The sequence below is a fragment of the Janthinobacterium sp. PSRC1-1 genome (genome assembly GCF_049897525.1).
In the GTDB taxonomy this organism is placed as follows: Bacteria; Pseudomonadota; Gammaproteobacteria; order Burkholderiales; family Burkholderiaceae_D; genus Janthinobacterium; species Janthinobacterium tructae.
This window is the reverse complement of the sequence record NZ_JAFCWK010000009.1, coordinates 55703-78205: the sequence shown is the minus strand read 5'-3', so window position 1 is coordinate 78205 and position 22503 is coordinate 55703. Positions and strand designations below refer to the sequence as shown.

Annotated in this window: 18 protein-coding genes; 6 read left to right on the top strand and 12 right to left on the bottom strand. The window is 64.7% G+C overall.

Annotated elements, in window-relative coordinates:
* Positions 1 to 25: 25 nt before the first annotated feature.
* The 6 genes from glpK (at position 26) to ACP7DW_RS19665 (ending at position 7972) form a co-directional block, all read left to right on the top strand.
* Complete coding sequence (glpK, locus tag ACP7DW_RS19690; protein WP_289949219.1) at positions 26 to 1525, top strand: glycerol kinase GlpK; 1500 nt, start codon at positions 26 to 28, stop codon at positions 1523 to 1525.
* A 42-nt stretch (positions 1526 to 1567) separates the two neighbouring features.
* Positions 1568 to 2275 carry an MIP/aquaporin family protein gene (locus tag ACP7DW_RS19685; protein WP_099759773.1) on the top strand — a complete coding sequence of 236 codons (708 nt, stop codon included), beginning with the start codon at positions 1568 to 1570 and terminating at the stop codon, positions 2273 to 2275.
* Between the two features lie 108 nt (positions 2276 to 2383).
* Positions 2384 to 2965, top strand: a complete 582-nt coding sequence (locus tag ACP7DW_RS19680; RefSeq protein WP_426056267.1) for a DJ-1/PfpI family protein — start codon at positions 2384 to 2386, stop codon at positions 2963 to 2965.
* Positions 2966 to 3041: 76 nt separating this feature from the next.
* On the top strand, positions 3042 to 3944 hold the full coding sequence (locus tag ACP7DW_RS19675; protein WP_426056266.1) for a methylglyoxal synthase: 903 nt from the start codon (positions 3042 to 3044) through the stop codon (positions 3942 to 3944).
* Between the two features lie 112 nt (positions 3945 to 4056).
* Positions 4057 to 6870, top strand: a complete 2814-nt coding sequence (locus ACP7DW_RS19670; RefSeq protein ID WP_426056265.1) for an FAD-binding and (Fe-S)-binding domain-containing protein — start codon at positions 4057 to 4059, stop codon at positions 6868 to 6870.
* 178 nt (positions 6871 to 7048) lie between these two features.
* Positions 7049 to 7972 carry an AraC family transcriptional regulator gene (locus ACP7DW_RS19665; RefSeq protein WP_426056395.1) on the top strand — a complete coding sequence of 308 codons (924 nt, stop codon included), beginning with the start codon at positions 7049 to 7051 and terminating at the stop codon, positions 7970 to 7972.
* Between the two features lie 3 nt (positions 7973 to 7975).
* On the opposite strand, the gene ACP7DW_RS19660 is transcribed toward ACP7DW_RS19665, so the two are convergent.
* The 12 genes from ACP7DW_RS19660 to ACP7DW_RS19605 all read right to left on the bottom strand — a co-directional run bounded on the left by ACP7DW_RS19660 (position 7976) and on the right by ACP7DW_RS19605 (position 22448).
* On the bottom strand, positions 7976 to 9019 hold the full coding sequence (locus ACP7DW_RS19660; protein WP_426056264.1) for an AAA family ATPase: 1044 nt from the start codon (positions 9017 to 9019) through the stop codon (positions 7976 to 7978).
* Positions 9016 to 10395 carry a capsule biosynthesis protein CapK gene (locus ACP7DW_RS19655; protein ID WP_426056263.1) on the bottom strand — a complete coding sequence of 460 codons (1380 nt, stop codon included), beginning with the start codon at positions 10393 to 10395 and terminating at the stop codon, positions 9016 to 9018. Before ACP7DW_RS19655 ends, ACP7DW_RS19660 begins: the two co-directional genes overlap by 4 nt.
* A complete protein-coding gene (locus tag ACP7DW_RS19650) occupies positions 10392 to 10985 on the bottom strand; it encodes a hypothetical protein (RefSeq protein ID WP_426056262.1) in 594 nt (197 codons plus the stop codon). Before ACP7DW_RS19650 ends, ACP7DW_RS19655 begins: the two co-directional genes overlap by 4 nt.
* Position 10986: 1 nt before the next feature.
* A complete protein-coding gene (locus ACP7DW_RS19645) occupies positions 10987 to 12756 on the bottom strand; it encodes a vWA domain-containing protein (RefSeq protein WP_426056261.1) in 1770 nt (589 codons plus the stop codon).
* A complete protein-coding gene (locus ACP7DW_RS19640; protein WP_426056260.1) occupies positions 12753 to 13724 on the bottom strand; it encodes a hypothetical protein in 972 nt (323 codons plus the stop codon). Before ACP7DW_RS19640 ends, ACP7DW_RS19645 begins: the two co-directional genes overlap by 4 nt.
* Before the next feature lie 9 nt (positions 13725 to 13733).
* Positions 13734 to 14207, bottom strand: coding sequence for a hypothetical protein (locus ACP7DW_RS19635; RefSeq protein ID WP_426056259.1), 474 nt, complete (start codon positions 14205 to 14207; stop codon positions 13734 to 13736).
* Positions 14204 to 15784 carry an AAA family ATPase gene (locus tag ACP7DW_RS19630; RefSeq protein WP_070218287.1) on the bottom strand — a complete coding sequence of 527 codons (1581 nt, stop codon included), beginning with the start codon at positions 15782 to 15784 and terminating at the stop codon, positions 14204 to 14206. The genes ACP7DW_RS19635 and ACP7DW_RS19630 overlap by 4 nt, the downstream gene beginning before the upstream one ends.
* 159 nt (positions 15785 to 15943) lie before the next feature.
* A complete protein-coding gene (locus ACP7DW_RS19625) occupies positions 15944 to 17095 on the bottom strand; it encodes an ABC transporter permease (protein ID WP_426056258.1) in 1152 nt (383 codons plus the stop codon).
* Positions 17092 to 18273: an ABC transporter permease gene (locus ACP7DW_RS19620; RefSeq protein WP_426056257.1), complete on the bottom strand. Its 1182-nt coding sequence runs from the start codon at positions 18271 to 18273 to the stop codon at positions 17092 to 17094. Before ACP7DW_RS19620 ends, ACP7DW_RS19625 begins: the two co-directional genes overlap by 4 nt.
* A gap of 6 nt (positions 18274 to 18279) precedes the next feature.
* Positions 18280 to 19254, bottom strand: a complete 975-nt coding sequence (locus ACP7DW_RS19615) for an HlyD family secretion protein (protein WP_426056256.1) — start codon at positions 19252 to 19254, stop codon at positions 18280 to 18282.
* 2 nt (positions 19255 to 19256) lie between these two features.
* The gene (locus ACP7DW_RS19610; RefSeq protein WP_426056254.1) at positions 19257 to 20666 is read right to left on the bottom strand and encodes a TolC family protein; all 1410 of its coding nucleotides are present in this window, start codon (positions 20664 to 20666) and stop codon (positions 19257 to 19259) included.
* A gap of 177 nt (positions 20667 to 20843) precedes the next feature.
* The gene (locus ACP7DW_RS19605; protein ID WP_426056253.1) at positions 20844 to 22448 is read right to left on the bottom strand and encodes a bifunctional aspartate transaminase/aspartate 4-decarboxylase; all 1605 of its coding nucleotides are present in this window, start codon (positions 22446 to 22448) and stop codon (positions 20844 to 20846) included.
* Positions 22449 to 22503 lie beyond the last annotated feature (55 nt).

Genomic DNA, 22503 nt, shown 5'->3' with positions numbered 1-22503 from the left:
AGAAGAAGACATGCAGAAAATGGCGATGCAGGACCAATACATTCTTGCGCTCGATCAGGGAACGACAAGCTCACGCGCAGTATTGTTTGATCGGGCCGGCAACATCGTCTCGGTGGCACAAAAGGAATTCCCGCAAATATATCCGCAGCCGGGCTGGGTCGAACATGACCCGCAGGATATCTGGTCGACGCAGGCCGGCGTCGCCGCCGAAGCCGTCACGCACGCGGGACTGAATGGCGCATCGATCGCCGCCATCGGCATCACCAACCAGCGCGAAACGACCATCGTGTGGGACCGCGAGACGGGCCGCCCGGTGTACAACGCCATCGTCTGGCAAGACCGCCGCACGGCCGATTTCTGCGATGAACTGAAAGGCCGCGGCCTCGAAGCCATCGTGCGGGAAAAAACCGGCTTGCCGATCGATTCGTATTTCTCCGCCACCAAGATCCGCTGGATACTCGACAATGTGCCAGGGGCGCGCGAACGCGCCAACCAGGGCAAGCTCGCCTTCGGCACTGTCGACAGCTGGCTGGTCTGGAATCTCTCGCAGCAAGGATTGCACGTCACCGATGTCACCAACGCCTCGCGCACCATGCTGTTCAATATCCACACGCTGCAATGGGACGATGAGTTGCTGGCCATGATGGATATCCCGCGCAGCATGCTGCCGGAAGTCCATCCTTCTTCCGCCGTCTACGGCACCACCAAAACCACCTTGTTCGCCTCCGCCGTGCCGCTGGCCGGCATCGCCGGCGACCAGCACGCGGCGCTGTTCGGCCAGATGTGCACCAAGCCAGGCATGGTCAAGAACACCTACGGCACAGGTTGCTTCCTGGTGATGAACACGGGCGACAAACCGATCGAATCGAAGAACAATCTCGTCACCACGATCGCCTGGCAGATCGGCGAGCAAGTCAACTACGCGCTCGAAGGCAGCATTTTCATCGGCGGCGCGGTCGTGCAATGGCTGCGCGACGGGCTCGGCATCATCAAGAGCGCCTCTGAAATCGAGGAGCTGGCACGCTCGGTGCCGCATGGCGACGGCGTCTATCTGGTGCCGGCCTTCGCCGGCCTGGGCGCACCGCATTGGAATCCGCGCGCCCGCGGCACGCTGTTCGGCGTGACGCGCGGCACCACCTCGGCCCACATCGCGCGCGCTGCGCTCGACAGCATCGCCTACCAGTCGCTGGACGTATTGAAGGCCATGGAAGCCGACTTGGGCGGCAAGATCACCGAATTGCGGGTCGACGGCGGTGCGGTGGCCAACGATTTGTTGATGCAATTCCAGTCGGACCTGCTCGGCGTGGACGTGGTGCGCCCGCAAATCACCGAAACGACGGCCTTGGGCGCGGCGTATCTGGCCGGCCTGGCGGTCGGCTACTGGAAGGATGTCAGCGACATACAGGACCAATGGAAACTGGACCGCCGTTTCACGCCGGCGCTCGACGCCAACACAGTGAAGAGCCACATACAGGGATGGCAGCGTGCGGTCAACGCCAGCAAAGCCTGGGCCGATGCGGTCTGATCGACCCCACGCCCATCCCCACCACCTCACTGGAAGTTTCACATGCATCCTTTATTCGCCGAATTCATCGGCACCACTTTGCTCGTCCTGCTGGGCAATGGCGTGGTCGCCAACGTCATCCTGCAAAAAACCAAGGGCCACAACAGCGGCCTGATCGTGATCGCCATCGGCTGGGCGATGGCGGTCTTTGTCGCCGTGCTGTGCACCGCCACCGCCAGCGGCGGCCACCTCAATCCGGTGGTGACCGTGGCGCTGGCGGTGGTCGGGAAATTTCCCTGGGCAAATGTCCCCGCCTATGTCGCCATGCAGATGCTCGGTGGCATGATGGGGGCGTTTCTGGTCTGGGTCATCTACTACAAGCACTTCGAGGCCACCTCCGATGGCGACACCAAACTGGCGGTCTTTTGCACCGGCCCGGCGATCCGTGGCACCTTCGGCAGCCTCGCTTCCGAAATGATCGCCACCTTCGTTCTCGTGTTTGCCGTGCTGAACATGGCGGCGCCGAGCTTCGGACTGGGCGCCATGAGTGCCTTGCCGGTCGCCCTGCTGGTGCTGGGTATCGGCGTGTCGCTCGGCGGCACCACCGGTTACGCGATGAGCCCGGCGCGCGACTTCGGTCCGCGCATCATGCACGCGATCCTGCCCATCCCGGGCAAGCGCGACAGCGATTGGCGCTATGCCTGGGTGCCGGTCGTCGGCCCGCTGCTGGGCGCCGTCCTGGCGGCACTGCTGTACAACTATAAATCTTAATTCCACTACTCCCCCGCGTCTGCCGTACAGGGCCGTCTTGCCATGCAGGACGGATGACGACGCACGGCCGGCGCGGCGTGGAGCAGGCACTTTCACCAGGAGACACACATGGCAGCGAAAAAAATCTTGTTTTTGACCGGCGATTTTGCGGAAGATTATGAAATGATGGTGCCGTTCCAGGCATTGCAGATGGTCGGCCACACGGTGCACGCCGTCTGCCCGGGCAAGAAGAGCGGCGACAAGATCAAGACCGCGATTCACGACTTCGAGGGCGACCAGACCTATACCGAGAAGCCGGGGCATCTGTTTGTGCTCAATGCCAGCTTCGACGAAGTCGAGGCGGGCAACTACGACGCCCTGATGATCACGGGCGGCCGCGCGCCGGAATATCTGCGCCTGAACCCGCGCGTGATCGAGATCGTGCGCCAATTCGCGGCCGCCGGCAAACCGATCGCGGCCATCTGTCATGGCGCGCAGGTACTGGTGGCCGCCGATGTCATCCGCGGAAAACGCATTGCGGCGTATCCCGCGTGCGCGCCGGAAGTGCGCCTGGCCGGTGGCGACTATGCGGACATTGCAGTGGACCAGGCAGTCACCGATGGCGGTTTCGTCACGGCGCCGGCATGGCCCGCGCATCCGCAATGGCTGGCGCAATTTCTCCAGCAACTGGGAACAGCAATCACGCTCTGATCCGTGACACAGATTGGCCTCGCGCCCTTTCCGGACGCGAGGCCACCCGCAGCGCCGCCTTGAAAGCCGAACCATCATGCCCTTGCATTGTCCCCGCTACAGAATCGGTCTGGCTGCAAACCGGGCGCATCAGGATGCCGCCGACTCGGCCCTGGTGCGCCTGCTCCAGGGTGGGCAGGCGGCGATCGAAAACCACCTGCAACCGCAATTCGTCGTCGTCGGCAGAACCCTCGACGCGATCCTGAGCCACGGTTTGCTGCCGCACTACCCGTCGATCGAGCGCTTTCCTTATGGCCGCGAAGGCGGCCTGATGATGCTGGTGTCGCGCGTCGTCGAGAGCGATCCGGCCAAGGCGCTGGACGCGGTGATTTACCTGATGGACCCGCTGGACCCGTCGTCCAATTTTCCCGAAGCGCTGGCCTTGAAACGTCAATGCGTCATCCACGGCAAACCATTCCTCTCGACCCTGGCCGGCGCCAGGGAGTGGCTCGAACTGGAAGCGGTGGCCGTTGGCGCGGCGCCCGATCCGACGCTCGATTCCACCTTTGACCTGGCCAATGAAAGCATCGCCCTGATTGCGCACGACGCGATGAAAGGCTGCATGCTGGCCTTGGCGGAGCGGCATTTCGCATTGCTGGACAGCTTCGCGATGCGCTGCGCCACCGGCACCACAGGCGGCTTGCTCAATCAGCTGGCGCAAAAGATCAAGGGAGAAGAGGCCGGCCGCAACTGGGTGCGACCTTTCCGCAGCGGCCCCCTGGGCGGCGATGCGCAAATTGCCGAACTGATCCTGAACCGCCAATGCCGCCGCGTGCTGTTTCTCGAAGACCCGCATGTGGCGCGCCAGCACGAGGCGGACATTCAGCTGCTTGAGCGCGCGGCGCGCACCGTCACCGACTATGCATCGTGCAGCAGCGATGTGAAAGGCGTGGAACGCTGGCTCAATTTGCTGGCCCTGCGCTGCAAGCGGGTGGCCTGAACGCCCTTGCGTGACTGAAGCGTTGACATGTCAGCGATAACAATGAGCATGGCAAGGCCATGATGGTAGTGGCTTCTGTCTTGCCGACGATAATCAACAGGAGTACGCCAGCATGAACCGATCAAACACCGCATCCACCACCGCGAACCCGGCCTTGATCGCGGCGCTGCGCGCACGCTTGCCGGACGCGCGCGTCATCACCGATGAACTGCGCCGCCTGAGCTGGGGCAGCGACGCCAGTTTCTACCGCATGCTGCCCCAGGTGGTCGTGGTGGTGGACGACGAGGCCGACGTGGCGCATGTGCTGCAGGTGGCGCGCCAGCATCAGATGCACCTGACCTTCCGCGCCGCCGGCACCAGCCTGTCCGGGCAAGCCGTGACCGACGGCATGCTGGTGTTGCTGGGCGACGGCTTCGCCACCTATGCGCAGGCCGACGATGCGCTGAGCGTGCGACTGGGGCCGGGCATGATAGGCGCCGAAGTGAATCGCCGCCTGGCGCCGCTGGGCCGCAAGATCGGCCCCGATCCGGCCTCGATCGCCACCTGCAAGATCGGCGGCATCGCCGCCAACAATGCGTCGGGCATGTGCTGCGGCACCTCGCAAAACAGCTACCGCACCCTGCGCGCGATGCGCGTGATGCTGGCCGATGGCGCCCTCCTCGACAGCGCCGACCCGCTCAGCGTCGCCGCCTTTCAACGCAGTCACGGCGCACTGCTGTCGACGCTGGCGCAGCTGGGCAGGGAAACGCGCGCGAACCTGGCGCTGGCGGCCCTGATCCGGCGCAAGTACAAGATCAAGAACACGACCGGATACAGCCTGAACGCGCTGGTCGACTATGACGATCCGATCGACATCCTGTGCCATCTGATGATAGGGTCGGAAGGCACGCTCGGCTTCATTTCCAGCATCACCTACGACACCGTGCCGGAACACCGGCACAAGGCCAGCGCGCTGGTTTTTTTCGCCGACATCGCTGGCGCCTGCGCCGCCGTGCTGGCGCTCAAGCCCCTGGCCGTGTCGGCGGTGGAGTTGCTCGACCGCGCCGCGCTGCGCTCGGTCGAGAACAAGGCCGGCCTGCCGCCGATGCTACGGCAACTGGACGCCGGCGCGGCCGCCCTGCTGATCGAAGTGCGCGGCGGCGACGAAGCGGCCCTGGAACGTGGCGTGGCGGCGGCACTGGCGGCGCTGCAAGCGTTTGACACGATAGCACCGGCGCGCTTTTCGAGCGACCCGGCGCAATGCGAGATCTACTGGAACGTACGCAAGGGCATCTTCCCCAGCGTCGGGGCGATGCGCGCGACTGGCACCACGGTCATCATCGAAGATGTCGCCTTCCCGCTCGATTCGCTGGCCGCCGCGACGCTCGACTTGCAAGCCCTGTTGCGCCAGTACGCATACCACGAGGCGGTCATTTTCGGCCATGCGCTCGAGGGCAATCTGCACTTCGTGTTCACGCAGGATTTCGGCCAGGCGCAGGAAGTGCAGCGCTACCGCCGCCTGATGGAGGCGCTGTGCGACCTGGTGGTGAACAAGTACCAGGGCTCGCTGAAGGCCGAACATGGCACCGGACGCAATATGGCGCCTTTCGTCGAGCTGGAATGGGGCCGCGAGGCGACCGCCCTGATGTACCGCATCAAACAAAGCTTCGACCCGGCAGGATTGCTCAATCCCGGTGTCATCCTCAACGACAATCCCACAGCCCATCTGGAGCATCTCAAGCCGCTGCCCACCGCGTCCGCATTGGTCGACAAATGCATAGAGTGCGGCTTTTGCGAGCCGAAGTGTCCCTCGCATCAGCTCACGCTGTCGCCGCGCCAGCGCATCATCGCGTGGCGCGAACTGTCGCGGCGTGAACTGGCCGGCGAGGCGCCCGGCAAACTGGCCGAGGACTACGTGTACATGGGACTGGGCACCTGCGCCGGTTGCAGCCTGTGCGCCAGCGCCTGCCCGGTCGGCATCGATACGGGCGCCCTGGTGCGCGATTTGCGCGGCCGCCGGCACAGCGGCGCGGCGCGCCGTATCGGGCGCTGGAGCGGCAACCATTTCGGCGCCGTCGCCCTGCTCGCGCGGCTGGGATTGCGGCTTGGGCATGGCGCCGCCGGTATCGTTGGCGAACGGACGCTGGCCACGGTGTCGGGCGGCGCCTGGCGCCGCAGCATGCCACGCGCCGCCGCCAAAGTGACGCAGCAGGCTCCCGGCCCGGGCGAACCGGTGGTGTATTTCCCCAGTTGCGCCAGCCGCATCTTTGGACCGGATCAGGCCGGCGAAGCGCCGCTGCCCGAGGTGATCCAGACACTGCTGCAGCGTGCCGGCTACGCGCCACGGCTGCCGCGCGGTGTCGAACAACTGTGCTGCGGCCAGATGTTGGCCAGCAAGGGCATGACGGAACAAGCCGATGCCAGCGCCAGGCGGCTGGAAGCGGCGCTGGCCGAAGCCTCCGAAAACGGGCGCTATCGCATCGTCACCGATGCCAGCGCCTGCGCCCTGCGCCTGCAGCAGCACATGGCCGGGCGCCTGAGCGTGTCCGATTTCCATGAATTTGCACATGACGCCTTGTTGCCCAAGCTGAGCCTGGTCAAACAGGCTGGCCCGATTGCCTTGCATATCAATTGCTCGGTTCAGAAAAGCGGTTCAGACAAAAAACTGCGGGCCGTGATGAGCGCCTGTGCCGAACAGATCGTGCAGCCGGCCAGCGTGGGCTGCTGCGGTTTCGGCGGCGACCTGGGCTTCGCGGCGCCTGAACTGAACCGCCACGCGCTGCGCAAGATCGAGGCCGAACTGCCCACCGGCTGCGCCTGCGGCGTATCGACCAACCGCACTTGCGAGATCGGGCTCTCGTCCGAAACGGGCCGCCCGTATCGCTCGATCGCCTGGCTATTGGAACTGTGCAGCCGACCAGCGGGCCAGGTATCACTGCCGGCATAAATCGACCACTGGCGCAACGAGCCAGAACCGGCCTTCCACGCGGCCGCAGGCCCTGTTGCAAACCGCACGGAGGGGACTTCATGCCATAATCGGCGGCATGTCTACTCCTCCTACTCCCCCTGAGCAGCCGGCATCTTGCCAGTTCCGTGGCCAGTTCCGCGCAGAATATGCGCGGCGCATGAATGCCGTGCTCGATCATATCGACCGCCACCTCGACACGCCGCTGGACCTGGCGCAGCTGGCCGACGTCGCGCATTTTTCGCGCTTCCACTTTCACCGCGTATTCGCCGCCTGGATGGGCGAAACGCTGGGCGACTATGCGCGCCGCCGGCGCCTGGAAACGGCCGCCCTGCGGCTGGCCTGCCGCGCCGACGAAACGATACTGGACATCGCGCTGGCGACGGGCTTCGGTTCCGGCGAAGCGTTTGCGCGCGCCTTCAAGATCAAATTCGGCTGCACGCCGACGGCATGGCGCGCCGGCGTCGCCGACAAAAACGCCGCCATGCTGGCGGCCATGCGCCTGCGCCGGCAAGATAGCAATCCGGATCAGGCCATGCGCAATCCCGGTCAGGAAAACGGACCGCACTTCCAGCACCATGGGCACTCCAATCCACTTGATAGAGAGCGTCCCATGCAAGTCACCATTATCGACCTGCCACCCGCCAGCGTGGCATGCCAGCGCCACATCGGCCCCTACGGTCCCGCCATCGGCGCCTTCTGGCGCGACACCGTCGCGCCATGGATGCAGTCGCACGGCCTGGCCGATGCCATTTGCTACGGCATCGGCCATGACGATCCCAGCATCACGCCGCCGGACAAATGCCGCTACGACGCCTGCGTCGCCTTGCCAGATGGCTTCCAATCGGGCGGCCGGGCCAGCATCACCACCCTGCCCGGCGGGCGCTATGCGGTGGCGCAGTTCAAAGGGCCGTCCAGCGCCATCGCCGAAGCGTGGACGCGCATGATGCGCGAATGGCTGCCGTCCAGCGGCTTGCAGTGGGATGAGCGTCCGTGCTTCGAACGGTTTTACGCCGCCACGGCGATGGACCCGGCCACCGGCGAATTCTCTTGCGAGATCTGCATTCCCGTGCGGCCGCTGTAATGGTCACGTCGGATGACGCGCCGCCAATAGCTGCGCCACCTGCCTGACCCTGTCGTCCACCGTCCCTGACACATCGACATACGCAATCCCCCGCCGCGCCAGCTCAGCCTGGTACCACGCATGCTGGCGCGCGCGGAAATCGCCGTCGCGGCGCGTACCATCCTGGATGAAGGGAAAATCGGGCGCGCACAGCAGCACCCGGTCGTAACGATGTTCGGCCAGCTGCGCCAGTTCCTGCTCGGCCCGGCCGAACATCTCGACGCAGTAAAAATACGTGGTCAGGGGCGACGTGTCGCAAAACAGCCAGCGTCGCGCCTGTGCGGCAGCGGCAGCTTCACGCTTGAGCTGTTCCCTGCCGATGTTCAGCAGATCGTCGTAGTGCAAAATGCCATCCTGGCTTTCCCACAGTTCGCGGCCATATTCGGCCACCCATTCCGTCTCGAAATGCCGCGCCAGCGCCTGCGTCAATGTCGTCTTGCCGCTCGATTCGCCACCGAGCACGCACACGCGCGTGACCAGGTCGGCGCGCACGACGGGCGACAGGAAGGCGCTGTGCGCCTGTGGGTCTTGCCTGACCCGCGTGCCGGACACGGGCACCAGCGTTCTCGCCTGGTCCACGCTGACATGCGCCACCGCGCCCATCGCGTAATGCCGTGCCAGCACCTGCGCAAAGCCGGGACCGTAATCCTCGCTGCTGAACACCGCATCGACGGGCAGGTCCAGCACCGTCCAGCACAGCCAGCCCATGAAGTGGCGATGCGCGTCGCCCTCGTCGTCGTTGTGCGGCAGCGGCCGCGCAGGCACGCCGCGCGCTGCGCACAGGGCGGCCAGGCGCGCATCGTCGAGCACGACGATGTGCGCCTGCGGGAACTGCGCGTGCAGCCAGGTTTCCCGGCGCGCCGGTTCCAGGCCGGGAAATTCAGGCCTGGTGTAGCTGACCACCAGCAGTTCTTCGCAAGCGTCTTGCGCACGCTTGATCAACAGTTCGTGGCCCAGATGCAGCGGACAGAATTTGCCCACCACGAGGCCGCGCTTATAAAGGTTCATGCCACTGCTTCCTGCAAATCCGAAGTGTATTGAATGATCTTGTCTTCCGCCAGCAAGGTCTCGACCGTGATGGCGCCGAAAAAGGGCGCCAGCAAAGCGCGCGCCCGGTCAGCCTGCGGCATGGCGCCCGGCGCCAGGCGCAGCGCGACGCTGCCATCGCCATGCTGGTGCACGCCGAACAGGGCGATGGCCAGCGGCTTCAAGGCGTGCGTGATGTCGATATTATTGATCCATTCCCCGCTGGCCGTCCGGTAGCGCAAAGGGCTGCGCCCGGCCAGACCCACCAGCACGGGACCGTGCGGACCATGCGCCAGCGAGGCGTAATCGCCCGTGCGGTAGCGCACCAGGGGCAGGCAAAAGTTAAAACCGCCCGTCACGGTGATTTCGCCGCGCACTCCATCGGCCACGGGCTGGCCGCAGCTATCGAGGATTTCCACGTAGAGCCTGTGCTGCAGCAGCACGTGGCCGCCCGCCTGCTCGTCGTAGACGGCCACCGGGCCCACTTCATTGAGCGAATAGATGTCGAGCACGGGACAGCCGAAACGCTGTTCCAGGCGCGCGCGCATGCCGGGCAACAGCATCATCGAGACGGACAGCAGCGCAGCTGGCTTGTGCGTCATGGACAATGTCAGCAGCTCGGCAAACGAGATGGGGTCGCCCGCGATCAGCTCGGGCGCCATGGCGTCCAGATAGCGTGCGCGGTCGTCCGGGTGGCGCCAGTCGTCCGGATGCAGGTTGATCTTCGCCAGGCCCGATTCGTCCATCGTGGGCGTGACGGAGACATAGGTGAAGCAGCGGCGCTGGTGCCCCAGCAGCATGACGCCCACCTGGCCCGCGCCATGGCGCAGGGTCACGCCGAAGCGGCGCAGCGCGCGCTTGTGGAAGGCCAGGTAGCGCCCTGCCACCAGTGGATGCGAGGCGATCAGCAGCGGGTGGCCCGTGGTGCCCGTGGTCTGAAAATTGATCATGCGCGCCAGATCCGCATCGTCGGGCACGAAGGCGGCGATATCGTGCGCCAGCTCGGCGCGGCTGATGGGCGCCACGTCCACCAGGCGAGAAGGCGGCGAACCGCAGGCGCGGTAGTACGGCACCGCGGCGTAAGTCGCCTTGAGAAAATCGGGCAGCCAGGATGGCGGCGCGGCGGCGCTCCAGGCGACTACCGCCTGCATGACTTCCCGCTCATAGGCGCGCAGTGCCTCGACCTCTGCGGCAAACAGCTTGTTGCCGCTGCGGTTGCGGTACTGGGGCGCGCAAGGATGGCTGCGCAGTTTTTCCAGCATGCGCGCGCCCGCCGGCGTCAGGGTGGGACAGTAGTCGCGGTCCGATTCCCAGGCGCCGCCCGGCAGATTGACGTCAGCTTTGCCAGCGAGCGTCATTCGCGCGACCACTTGTCGGCCGATTCCTCGGCCGCCTTCTTCGCCAGCGCCTCGCGGATTTCGCGCGCGCGCTGCTCGGCCAGACGGCTCGCTTCGAGCAGGCGGCGGCGCTCCGTGCCGCTGATGGCGGACAACCTGTCCGTGGCCTGCGCCACGCTTTCGTCGCGCGGCCGAAAGCCCAGGCGCGCCAGCACGATACGCGCCAGTTCCTCGCGCCGCTCCGGGTCTTGCGTGAACTGGTGGGCCGGCGTACTGGCGGCCAGTTCGCGCGCCGCCTCGCCCAGCACCTGCAGCAGGGCGGGCTGCGGCAGCTGCTGCTCGATGAACCAGTCGTCGGCCAGCAGCCAGCACAAGATCATGGACAGCGCCAGCCGGTTGCGGTCCGCCTTCACCTGTGCGCCGACAAACCCCTGCAGTGACGCGGCCGGCGCGCGCGCGCCATGCAGCAGCAAAATGTCGTTGACCAGGGCGGCCACCGCCACCGCCTGCGCATTGGCGACACCGGCGATGCGCGGCTCGGCGAGGAATTCGACGGGCGTGTCGGCCAGGCGGTGCGTCAGGGTTTCGAGGTGGGGTCCGGGAGTGTGCATGTCATGGTTGTATATAGTGGCGCCGGCTGAACGCGCGCGCAAAGTCCAGCAAGTCCTCGTAGCGCTCGACGGCGTGGATATCCCAGCCCTGTTCGCGGCTAGCGCGCTTCAAATCGTCATAGGTTTGCTGCAGCCACTTGTTGGCCGCCGCGCCATCCCAGTCGCGCTCCAGGTTCAGGGCCATGGTGCCGCCCGCGCCGCCCTGGGCCAGCGCCTTGGCGGAAATATCCCAGCCGCTGTTGCCCAGTTCATCGTTGTCGAACATGGTGGTGATGCCATCGTCGGAGATCATCAGGATGTGCGCGGGCCGTTCGCGCTTGCCCGCATACGTCTGGCGCAGGCGGTGGATGGGAAAGCAGGTGCCGCCGCCAAAAAATTCCGTCAGCACGCCGAGGATCATGTCTTCATCGCGCACGAAACCTGGCGTCTGCATCACCTCGTTCTTGCCACTCCACAGGGTCACTTGCACTTTCGCGCCGGCGCGCAGGGCGGACAGGGCGATGACGGCGCCGGCCAGCGTCAGGAACGAAGTGTGCGCCTGCGGGTTCGGCATGGAGCCGGAACTGTCCACGTACATGTCCAGGTCGACGGGCACGGCGTCGATGGCACGCGCCGGTTCGCGGCCATATACGCGGCGCACGGTGGTCACGCCCGGCACGGGGCGCGGCGACTGCATCACCGATTGCAGCCAGTCGATGTCTTCCAGAGGGTCGCCGATTTCCCACGCTTCCAGCCCTTCCATCTGCGGCTCCTGCGACTCGGGCGCGGGGCGGCTGGGAAACGCCACCAGGTGCGGCAAGGCCCGCTCGCGATAATAGCGGATGGCGATTTCATGGTCGCTCAGATCCACGCCCGAAGCCTTCAAGATGTCGCCCAGCTCGAACGGTTCGCGCAGCTGGCCGCCGCCGTTCCCGGCCGGCGCCTGGGCCTGCGGCTCCTCGCCATCGAGGCCAGAGATGCGTTTGTCGTGCACCGGATGGATGGCGCCGCCCTCCTCGTCATCCTCGATCTGCTGCGCGCCATACGTCTGGCAGCCACGGGCCGCATCGCGCGTGTCGAGCAGGTAGCGGCTCGGGCTCAGAGCGTCCGTGTCTTCCACAAGATAGGGCAGCAGCAAGGTGGCGAAGCGGCCCGCCGCCAGCATCCAGTCGTTCGCATACACGCGTATCAGGCGCGCGCCCAGCCAGGCGTCCGTGTCCAGGCGCTCGTCGGCCTGGCCACCTCCCAGCTCGCCCTTTTCCAGCTGCCACAGGTTTTCATAGATGCGCATGTACAGCGTCCATACGCCACCGCTGGACTTGGCTTCGACAGAGCGCCCCTGCTGCAGCTTGCGGTAGATGTCGGCCATGCGCAAATTCGCCTGCCGCTGCAAACGGTCGTTGATGAACAGGTCCGTGTACAGGTTGGCCACCATGGGCGCGTGCTGTTCCAGGGTGGGCAAGGCGCGGCGCATGCGCGCCAGCAAACGGAACTGGTCGCTGGCGCTGCCCGGCGCGAGGATGTGGTGGCCGATTTCATGCGCGAGGATTTCCAGCGCATAGTCGTCCAGCCCCAGTTCCGTCACCAGCGGCAAATCCACCACCACGCTCTGGTCCAGCAGGCGGATCATGGCGAAGCTGCCGGACAAGCCCTGCTTGCTGGCCGCGACGCGGCTGGCGCACAGGCTCGGGTCGCGCAGGCGCGTAAATTTGCTCCACACGGCCAGGGCCTCGGGCCAGGCGGCGCGCCAGCTGTCGATCAGCGCGGTGTCGGCGGTCTCGGGCTTTTTCATGCGAGCGGCAGCAGGCGGATCGCGTGCGTCCACGGCGACGTGATGGCCAGTGTGTGCGCATTCGCGGCAAGCGCGATGTCACCGGCCGGCAGGTCGAGCGCGATGCGGCGCGCGCCGATCTGCAGGGTCGCGCCATCGAGGCGCACGGACGGAGGCATATCGGCATTCGCCTGCTCAAACTCCTGCGCCGTGGCGCTGTGCAGCACGGCGCCATAGGCGTCGGCAACCAGCAGGTAATGGCGCTCCGCGCTGCGCACGACAAATCCGTCCTTTGTCGCGCGCACCTGCGGCGGCGTGCCGAAGTCGCCACCCAGGCCAGTAAAAGAACCGAACTCCCTGCCCTCGGCGTTGCCGCGCCAGGGATAGTCCAGCAACTGTGCACGCACCTGCGGCCAGTGCGCACCGGGCTCGCCAAAGGCGGCCAGCGCCAGCGCTGGCGGCAAGGTGTCGGCGGCGGCCAGCGCGCCCTGGCGGAAATGCGCGACACCGGCGCGCCAGGCCAGCACCTGGCCCACGGCGCGCAGCTGCGCCACCGAAGTGAGCTGCGGCGCCAAGGCCACCAGCTCGCGCTGCCACTGCGCGGGACGCGCCCCGGCCACGCCGCCGATATGAATGGCGGCGTTGCTGAGCATGCCCAGCACCTCGACGGGGGCCGTCGCCAGCAGCGGCGAAAACTGCGGCGCCAGTTCGCGCCAGACGGTATTAACGAAAGGGTTTTTCGCCACCGGACCGGCCAGGCCATGGCCCACCAGTTCCAGGGCCATGTCGTAGGCGGCCAGGGTCGCACCGCCCGCCCGCTCGGGCGCAGCAGCGGCCACGGCCACCACCAGCGGATCGACGCCATCGTGCAAAAAGGCGCCGAAAGCGGCCATGTCGAGCGAGGGAAAGCGCCGGCGCGCTTCCGCTGCGCGGCCATTGAACTGGGCGCGGCCGCTGGCGAGTATCGAGGCAAAGGCAGGAGAAATCATCGCAGCCTGTCAGTCGCTGTGCGAAAAGTGCAGCAGATAACGTTCATCCCCCAGTTCGAACGCGATCTCGTCCCAGTGGATCGCGTACCAGAAACCGGAGGGCGGCGTCATCGTCACGGCGTACGAGAAAAATCCGCCCAGCGCATCGTCGAGCGACGCCAGGAAGGCGGCCACCAGTTGCGCGCGGAAGCGGCCCGGTGGCGCCGCCTGCATGTGCCGCGACGAGAAAAACCAGCGCTGGCACAGCTGTTCCAGGTGCGCGCGTCCGCACGGCGCCGCATTGATGCGCCACAAGGCGGCCGGCAAGTCGCGTGCCGGAGCGATGACGTGCAAGGCGTAATCCTCCACGCGCAGACCCAGCGCCGTGGCGAGGTCCGGCGCATCGGGCAGGCGCCGCAACTCGTAGCTCGCGCACAAGTCGCTCGCCTCGCCATTGAGCATGGCCAGCGCTTCCAGGAAGCCTTGACAGTGCGGCACGCTCATTGCGAACGCAGCCAGCTGCGGTAATTCGTATAGCGCTGATGCAGGTATTTGAGTTTCAGCAAATCGTCATACAGGGGACCATACAGTTTTCTGCCCTTCGTGCGTTCGCCGATCAGCTTTTCAATGCGGTTCAGGCGCGCCAGGGTCTCGCGCTCGCTGACGCCATCGAGGCCCAGGTCGAATTCGGCGGACAGCACGCCCACCGGGTCATCGCGATCCAGGTCCAGGCGATTGAATTCATCGTTCGACAAATCGAACAAACGGCGCAGCCAGCCCAATCTGTCGCTGCGGTAGGCGGCGTTTTCCGGCAGCGCGAAAAATGGCGCGTCCGGGTCCGGCTGCAGTTTATTGTGCAGGACGAACGGCAGCACCTGGCGCAAGTCTTCCAGCTCCACTTCACCGTTACCTCGAAAATACGCCATGGCCTTGGCGTAGATCATCAGCGCCATCAGGGTGCGCACGGAGATGCCGTTCAGGGTCTGGCAGCCGAGGTCCTTCAGGCGGTCGCGCCCATTGTCGGCCGCCTGCGCCGCTCCCCGGTCGGCGCCGGCCAGGCGGGCCGTATCCTTGGTCATGTATTCGAACTGGCCGCCGGCCGTCTCGAACAGCTCGAACTGGCTGGCGAAAAACTCCAGGCGCCGGCGCACGGCGTCCGGTATGCCTACCTGGCGGATCGCCTCGCCGATTTGATCGACCTCGCCTTCCGTGAAGATGATATCGGGCGGCACCAGCTCTTCGGGCCGCACGTTTTCTTCCACGCGCAGCAGCAGTTCATTCAGGAAGCGCGGATTGAAGGCCAGCGCCTGCACCGTCACGTCGACTCGGTCGCGCAGCGCCTCGATCACCTGATACGTGCCGCCGCCCTGGTCGTCGTTGGCCGTCAGATACCAGGCCGCTTCCGGGCACTCGTAAATATGGTTCAGCACTTCCGCGTAATTGTCGCCCATGACGGTGAGCAGCGCGCTTTGCGTGCGCGTGGGGATGCGGTTGTATTCATCGACGATTTTCACGCGCATGCCCAGCCAGGCGCGCCAGGCGATGCGGATATCGTCCATGCTTTGCGCGTTCACCAGGTCCGCCGGCAGCGGATTGCCCAGCAAATCGGCCACCGTCATCTGCGGATGGCCGTGCTGCATGGCCCGTTTCACCTCCTTGACGGTGGAACCGGCCAGCACCCCCATCAACAGGGCGCTGGCCGTCTTGCCCCGTCCCGGCCCGCCGACGAACAGGCATTTTCGGCGCGTGGCGAAGGTCAGCAGGGGCAGCAAAATGAAGCTCGAATAGCTTTGCGCCGACGGCAAATTCAGAGTGCGCCGGCTGTCGCCCACGGAATACGTCTGCGACGGGCCATCGTTGTACTCGATGTCGTAATGGGGGCTGATGATGGCGTGGTTGACGATCCAAAAGTATGCCTGCCGCAGCTTTTCATCGAAAGGCCGCGCTTGCGCCTCGCCTTCCGCTCCCAGCGCGATGGGCCCCTGGTACAAGTCAGCCACGTCGAACTGCCGCGCGGCGGGCGCCGCCTTGGGTTTGGTGGGGGCCTGGGAAAGGCGCTGGAACAAATTGAAGGCGGACATGGTGATTCTCAGAAAGGCAGCGAGTCAAACCCTAAGCCAAGGACTGGGGTCGGACCCTCAGGGGGAATGCAGTCCAATGGACTGCATTCCAATCCCTTTGGGACCGACCCCGGCATTTCGCCGGGGTTACGGAAACGAAATTATTGCATATCGTTCCCACTACGCCTTGTTCAAATCAACAACCGTTTCCTCCATCCTGCGCCAGCGCCACCAGCCCAGCACCACGCACGCCAGCAGCAAGGCCAGCAAGCCGGCCACTTCATGGCGGATTTCATACAGCGAAGCGCCCATCTGGTTGAGCGCGACAAAGCCCTGGATGCCGGCCGTCGATGGCAGCAGCCAGCGCAGCCATTGCAGCACGACGGGCATGGATGACACGGGCCAGGTCAGGCCAGCGAGGAACAGCACCGGCATCGAGGTGGCGATCATCAGTTGGGTGCCCCGTTCGCGCGTGCGGAACAGCATGCCCAGCAGCATGCCGAAGGCCGCTTCCGCCAGCGAAAACAGCACCAGCAGCAAGAGCATGCCGCCAAAGTTGCCGCCACGGGGGTAATCCTGGAACCAGAAGACGAAGCCGAAGAAATAGCAGCAGTTCAAGAAGGCCACGCAGGCAAAGGCCAGCAGCATGCCCGCATAGCCGCCCGCCGTGCGCCGGCCCGCCAGCGGGAAACTCTTGCGCTGATACCAGGTGCCAAACAGCATGGTCATGCCGATCAGCAAAGTCTGCTGCACGATCAAGGTGGCCACGCCCGGCACGACATACGCGCCATAGCCTTCCTTGACGTTAAACAGGGGCACGGCGTCAAACGCAATGGGCGAGCGCTGCTGGTTCGCCTGGATGGTCGATGGCGTCCCCGCGCCCAGACGCTTGAGCTCAATACCGGCCGACACGGTGCCCACCACTTCGGCCAGGCCATTCAGGGCCACCTTGTTCAGCATCAGATACAAACCATTGCCCGCCACTTGCGCATGGGCGGCGCGGCCGGCCAGCACGTCCGTCTGCAAGCCGTCGGGCAGGATCAAGACGCCCATGACCTGGTCGCGCCACAATAAATCCTGTGCGACGGGCAAGTCCGGCGTGACGGCGATCACCTGCAGCGATGGATGGGCCATGGCAAAGCGCGTCAGCTGGCGCGACATGGCGCTGCGGTCCTGGTCGACGACGGCCACGGGCACGCGCTGGACGATTTCCGTCGAGTATGGCAAAGGATAAAAGAAGGAATAGATGATGCCGCCGATGAACAGCAAGGTCAGCGCGCCCTTGTCCGTCAGCATGGCGCGCCAGGTGGCGAGGAAGGATTGCCACATCATGTGCGCCCCCATGCCGCAGGCGCATTCGCGCGGCGCGCCAGCAGGAATACACCCACGGCGCCGCAGCCGATGGCAAAGCCGGCCAGTATCAGCATTTCCTGCACGCCATAGCGCCATGGCGCGCCGGCCAGCCAGTATTTGGTTTGCAGCTGCAGATAATGCGTGAGCGGCAAGGCTTCCGCCCAGGCGCGCGCCGGTGCCGGCATGGCCATCAAGGGAAAGGCCTGGCCCGCGAACGCGAAGGCCGGCGCCGTGATGAAAGCCGCGCCCGACAGGGCCAAGCGCAGCGACAGGGTGGCGGCGATCAGCAAGGTGGCCAAGCCGCAGTAAGCGAGCACCAGCAGCAACATGCTCAGCAGCAAGGCCGGCAAGCTGCCCGCCACGGCCCAGTCCCGCACCAGGCTGAAGAACAGCAAGTACAGCAGCGCCAGCGCGCAATAGGCGATGAGGGGAAACAGCAGCTTGGCGCCGACGGCGCGCAGCCAGCTGCCGTTCGCCGAGGCCAGCCATTGCGGCACCGTGCCGTCGCGCAACTCACGCCCGATGCTCGTGACGACGGCGACGACGATGAAAATCTGCAGCATGGCCGGCATCAGAGCCAGGGTCAGGAACGCTTCATAGCTGGTGTTTTCATTGTATAAACTGTTCAGTGTCGTGCGGATCGGTTCGAACTGGGCCGCCGCCTGCACGCCCGACATGCCCTTTTTCACCCGCGCCGTCATCTCGATGCCGGCCGACAAGGTCGTGCTGACCGTGCGCACATCGCGCAGCAAGGCGCCCGCGTGCGAGGAAAATTGCGCGTTGTACAGCCATTGCACGGTGGCTTGGCGGCCGCCCAGCAGTTTCTGCTCGAAATCGCCGGGAATGACCAGATAGCCAAACGCCGTGCGTTCGCGCAAGCGGTGCAGGGCTTCGTCGCTGGACGCCACTTTCGCCGCCACGGCAATGCCGGGCGAAGCGTCGAGCCAGCGCGTCAGCTGGCGCGACAGGGTGGAATTGTCGTTGTCGATGACGACGATGGGCAAGTCGCGCGCGATGCCGGCGGAAAACACCAGCCACAACATGCCGCACAGCACCACGGGAATCCAGCTGAGCATGCCGACATCCCAGAAGTCGCCGCGCAAGCGCCGCCATTCGCGCACCAGCGCTGAAACCGGCTCTTTATTCGCTACGTTCATCGGCTATCAGAGCGGAGGAAACACGACCGACATGCCCGGACGCAAGCCATCGACCTTGATGGCCGGGCGCAGACGGATTTCAAACGTGCGCAAATCCGTGCCGCCCGGACGGGCCGCGCGCCACGTGGCAAAATCGGGCAGCACGGCAACGGAGCTGACCTTGAAGCTCACTTGCTGTTTCAGCGCCGGCACGTTGGCCGTATGCGTGCTGCCCATGCCAAACGCCGCCATTTCATCTTCGCGCACCTGCAGCACGGCCCAGGCATCGTCGAGGTTCACCAGCGTAATCACGGGGAAACCTTGCGGCGCCAGTTCGCCCGGCTGGATCTGGATCTTGCTGACTTGCCCGGCCACCGGCGCGGCGATCTTCGTTTCCGCCAGCGCGATCTGCGCTTCCGTCAGCACGGCGCCCACCTGGCGCGCCTGGGCGGCGGCGGCCGTCTTGTCTTCCGGACGGGCACCCTTTTGCGCCATGTCGTATTGCGCGCGGGCCGCCTGCGCCAACTGGTCGGCGGCGCGCCATTGCGCCTGCGCCTCGTCACGTTTCTGCTGGGCGATCACGCCTTGCTCGTACATATTGTTGACGCGGGTGTAGGTAGTCTTGGCGATGGTCGCCCCCGTTTGCGCCCGTTCCCAGTTGGCTTTGGCGGCACGGACTTCTTCCGGCCGCGCGCCCGCTTCCGCCTTCTTTGCCACGGCATCGGCCGCTTGCGTGGCGGCCGTCGCTTGCGCGATCTTCGCATCCACTTCCGGGCTCGTCAGCTGGAACAGCACTTGCCCTTTCGGTACCGTCTGGCCCAGCTTGACGTACAGCTCGCCCACCCTGCCCGGCACTTTCGACGAGACATTGACTTCCTGCGCATCCATCTGTCCCTGCAAGGGCAGGCGCTGCGGCTGGAAGGCCTGGTACAAGCCCCAGCCGACGAAGCCCAGGACGATGATGGCGGCGCCGATGGCCAAGGGTTTTTTGGAGGTGCTCATTATTATTTGTCCACAGGTAATTGGATATCGGCCGCAGCGGCCAGGCTGCCCAGGCGCTGCGTCTCGCCCGTCGCTTGCAGCAATTGCGCCAGCCCCATCACATAGTGATAGGCGGTCTGCGCGCGCTGGGTCTCGACCTTGGCCAGGTTCAGGCGCGCGTCGACCACTTCCAGCGACGTCACCTGCCCTTGCTGGAAGGCGACTGTTTGCAAGCGGATATTTTCGCGTGCCAGCTCCACCGACGAGGCCGTGGACAGATACTGGATACGGGCGTTTTCCAGCGCGCGCCAGTTTTTCTCGATCAGGGTGGGAATGTCGCGCTCGGCCTGGCGCGCCACCACTTCCACCCTCTCCTGGTCGAGCTTGGCGGCGGCGATCATCTTGCCCGTATTGATGCGGTGCACCAGGGGCACGGACACGACCAGGCCGATGGCCCAGTTTGAGCGCACGAGCTTTTCGCTGCCGCGATTCAAATTGTAATTACCGATGGCAAACACGGTGGGCGCGTATTCCTTGCCATGCAACTTCAAAGCTTGCTCGGCCTGCACGCGCTTGCTGTCGATCTTTTTCCAGTTCGCATTTTCGCGCATGCCCGTGCTGATGAACGATTGCAAAGTGCCAACCGGCAAGCTGTTGACGAACAGCGGCGTGCTGGGCAGCACTTGCGAGTTGACGGCAAGCAAGCGGTCGAGCGCCACCTGGGCGATTTCCTCGTCGCTGCGCGCCTGCGCTTCCTCGCTGCGGGCGCTGTCCAGGGCGACGTCGGCGCGCAGGCGTTCCGCGCGCGAAATCAGGCCGCCCTTTTCCAGCTTGGCCGCGTCGCGCTGGTGCTGCGTCACGCCGGCCGTCACTTCGGCCCGCACGGCCACCACCCGCTTGGCCAGCAGCAACTGGAAATAGCGCTGCGCCACCAGGGTGGCCAGCTGCTCTTCCGCTTCCGTGTGCTCGGCCTGTGCGGCCAGGGTCAGGCTCGACGCAAGGCCCTTGACGGCGTCGAGGCGCCCGCCCGTGTAGATGGGCCACATGCCCAGCAAGCCGAACGAGGTCAGGTCCGTCACCACTTCGCGGTTCAGGGAATTGGGAATGTGCGGCGTAGGCAAGCCGGGAATCGGCGGCAGCACCGATTCGATGCCGCCCACCACGCCGGCCAGGCCGCTCGTATCGATACTCAAATCGGTCGACAAGCGGCCGCGAAACGCCGTCAAGTCCACGGACGGGCCGTCGATATTCGACAAGGCTTCCGCTTTCAGCGTTTTGGCGCGCACGTCGAGCGCCGCGCCCTGCACGGCGCCCGAAGCCTTGGCCGCCTGCTGCAGCGCTTCGTTGAATGTCAGCGGTTCCGCCACGGCGGGCATGGCCGCGCCCAGCGCGCCCGCCAGCAATAATGCTATGTGTCCTTGCAATCTGCCCATGGAGCGTCCAGTCAATGAATGAGGGGAAAGCACGGGGTTGCCATGTTTATACTTTCACAATAGCAATTATATCCACGGATGTCCATTCCAGCCTGCACTATTGGTTACCGGGACGGAGACATAAAAACGGGCGCCTCTTGCGGGGCGCCCGTTGCGGTCAAGCCTTTACCAAACTAGTTATTTCTTCGCCTTCTTGCCGCCCTTCTCCTTTTCAAACACGGCAAAGAACTCGGACGCCATGTTGCGGATGGCGCGGCCGATGTTGGCGTAGTCGTATTCGTTCAGGTTGGCCAGCGACACGCGGCCGGACGGATGCGTGGTGCCGAAGCCGCGGCCCGGCAGCAGGATGACGCCCGTTTCCTCGGCCAGGCGGAACAGCGCTTCGTTCGGTTTCAGCTTTTTCAGCAGCCACTGCGAAAACTCCACGCCATGCATCTGCGCGGCCAGGGACTCCATGTCCAGCAGATGGTAGTAGCGCACGGAGTTGGCGTCATGCACCATCGGCAAGCCCAGTTCGCGGTACAGCGCTTCCTTGCGGCGCAGCACGATGCGCTTCATCGACTGCTTGTACTTTTGCTCTTCATCCATCAGCGAGAACAGCGAGAACAAGGTCATCTGCGCCTGCACGGGCGTGGACAGGCCAGCCGTGTGATTCAGCGCCACCGTGCGGCTGTCGGCCACCAGGCGGTCGATGAATTTCAGCTGGCGCGGCTCCGTGGTGATCGAGTGATAGCGCGCATCGAGCTGCTTCTTGATGGTTTCCGGCAACTTGGCAATCTTGTCGTCGAGCACATTGTTTTCATGCGTGGCCACCACGCCCATGCGCCAGCCCGTCGCGCCGAAGTATTTCGAGAACGAATACACGAGGATGGTGTTGAACGGGCAAATGGCGAACAGCGAGACGAAATTATCGGCAAAGGTGCCATACACGTCATCGGTGAGGATGATCAGGTCCGGGCGCTTCTTGATGATCTTGGCGATATATTCCAGGGTCTCGTCATCGATCTTGACGGACGGCGGATTGCTGGGGTTGACGAGGAAGAAGGCTTTGACTTTCGGATCGAGCAGCTTGTCCAGCTCCTTCTTGGTGAATTGCCAATTGTTCGATTGCGGCGCATCGATGTGCACGGTGTTCAGCTTGTAGTCGTTCAGCTGGGGAATCTCGATGTACGGCGTGAAGATCGGCATGCCCAGCGCGATGGTGTCGCCTTCCTGGATGATGTGGTTCGATTTCAGGCTGGAGAACAGATACGTCATGGCCGCCGTGCCGCCTTCGACGGCGTACATATCGAAGTTGCCGATAAACGGATGGTCACCGATCATTTCGCGGTGGATATACTGGCCGACGATTTTCTCGGACAGGCGCAGCATGCGGTCCGGCACGGGATAGTTGCAACCCAGAATCGCTTCGCACATTTCATAAATGAAATCGCCCGCGCTCAGGCCCAGCTGGTCGCGCACATACGACACGGCCGCCTCGATGAAATGCGCGCCCGGATTGCCTTCGTGTTTGCGCACGAAAATTTCAAAGCGCGCCTCGATGCCCTCGCGCGTGGGAAAGCCGCCCACGTCATCCATGTACACATAGGAACGCTCCGCTTCCGTCATGGCGAACTGGCCGAACTGGAAGAAGCCGTGGCGTGGGGTGGTCGCCAGGAAATTCGGGTTGCCGCGGCCCGCATTGAGCATCAAACGGTTGCTTTGCTTGGCCGTCTGGATCAGCGCATCCTTCAATTCGAAGGGGCTCAACAGGGCGAGTTTGCTTGGGTTACTGAAATCCATTTTTGCTACTCCTTATCAGACTGATAATTTTTGGGGTTCTTGCACAGGTTCTTGC

Coding starts and splice junctions, on each gene's coding strand:
- ACP7DW_RS19625 (WP_426056258.1), bottom strand. CDS start 17,095: ATGATGTGGCAATCCTTCCTCGCCACCTGGCGCGCCATGCTGACGGAC.
- ACP7DW_RS19660 (WP_426056264.1), bottom strand. CDS start 9,019: ATGAACCTTTATAAGCGCGGCCTCGTGGTGGGCAAATTCTGTCCGCTG.
- ACP7DW_RS19650 (WP_426056262.1), bottom strand. CDS start 10,985: ATGCACACTCCCGGACCCCACCTCGAAACCCTGACGCACCGCCTGGCC.
- ACP7DW_RS19635 (WP_426056259.1), bottom strand. CDS start 14,207: ATGAGCGTGCCGCACTGTCAAGGCTTCCTGGAAGCGCTGGCCATGCTC.
- ACP7DW_RS19615 (WP_426056256.1), bottom strand. CDS start 19,254: ATGAGCACCTCCAAAAAACCCTTGGCCATCGGCGCCGCCATCATCGTC.
- ACP7DW_RS19605 (WP_426056253.1), bottom strand. CDS start 22,448: ATGGATTTCAGTAACCCAAGCAAACTCGCCCTGTTGAGCCCCTTCGAA.
- glpK (WP_289949219.1), top strand. CDS start 26: ATGCAGGACCAATACATTCTTGCGCTCGATCAGGGAACGACAAGCTCA.
- ACP7DW_RS19610 (WP_426056254.1), bottom strand. CDS start 20,666: ATGGGCAGATTGCAAGGACACATAGCATTATTGCTGGCGGGCGCGCTG.
- ACP7DW_RS19675 (WP_426056266.1), top strand. CDS start 3,042: ATGCCCTTGCATTGTCCCCGCTACAGAATCGGTCTGGCTGCAAACCGG.
- ACP7DW_RS19630 (WP_070218287.1), bottom strand. CDS start 15,784: ATGTCCGCCTTCAATTTGTTCCAGCGCCTTTCCCAGGCCCCCACCAAA.
- ACP7DW_RS19645 (WP_426056261.1), bottom strand. CDS start 12,756: ATGAAAAAGCCCGAGACCGCCGACACCGCGCTGATCGACAGCTGGCGC.
- ACP7DW_RS19665 (WP_426056395.1), top strand. CDS start 7,049: ATGAATGCCGTGCTCGATCATATCGACCGCCACCTCGACACGCCGCTG.
- ACP7DW_RS19670 (WP_426056265.1), top strand. CDS start 4,057: ATGAACCGATCAAACACCGCATCCACCACCGCGAACCCGGCCTTGATC.
- ACP7DW_RS19655 (WP_426056263.1), bottom strand. CDS start 10,395: ATGACGCTCGCTGGCAAAGCTGACGTCAATCTGCCGGGCGGCGCCTGG.
- ACP7DW_RS19685 (WP_099759773.1), top strand. CDS start 1,568: ATGCATCCTTTATTCGCCGAATTCATCGGCACCACTTTGCTCGTCCTG.
- ACP7DW_RS19680 (WP_426056267.1), top strand. CDS start 2,384: ATGGCAGCGAAAAAAATCTTGTTTTTGACCGGCGATTTTGCGGAAGAT.
- ACP7DW_RS19640 (WP_426056260.1), bottom strand. CDS start 13,724: ATGATTTCTCCTGCCTTTGCCTCGATACTCGCCAGCGGCCGCGCCCAG.
- ACP7DW_RS19620 (WP_426056257.1), bottom strand. CDS start 18,273: ATGAACGTAGCGAATAAAGAGCCGGTTTCAGCGCTGGTGCGCGAATGG.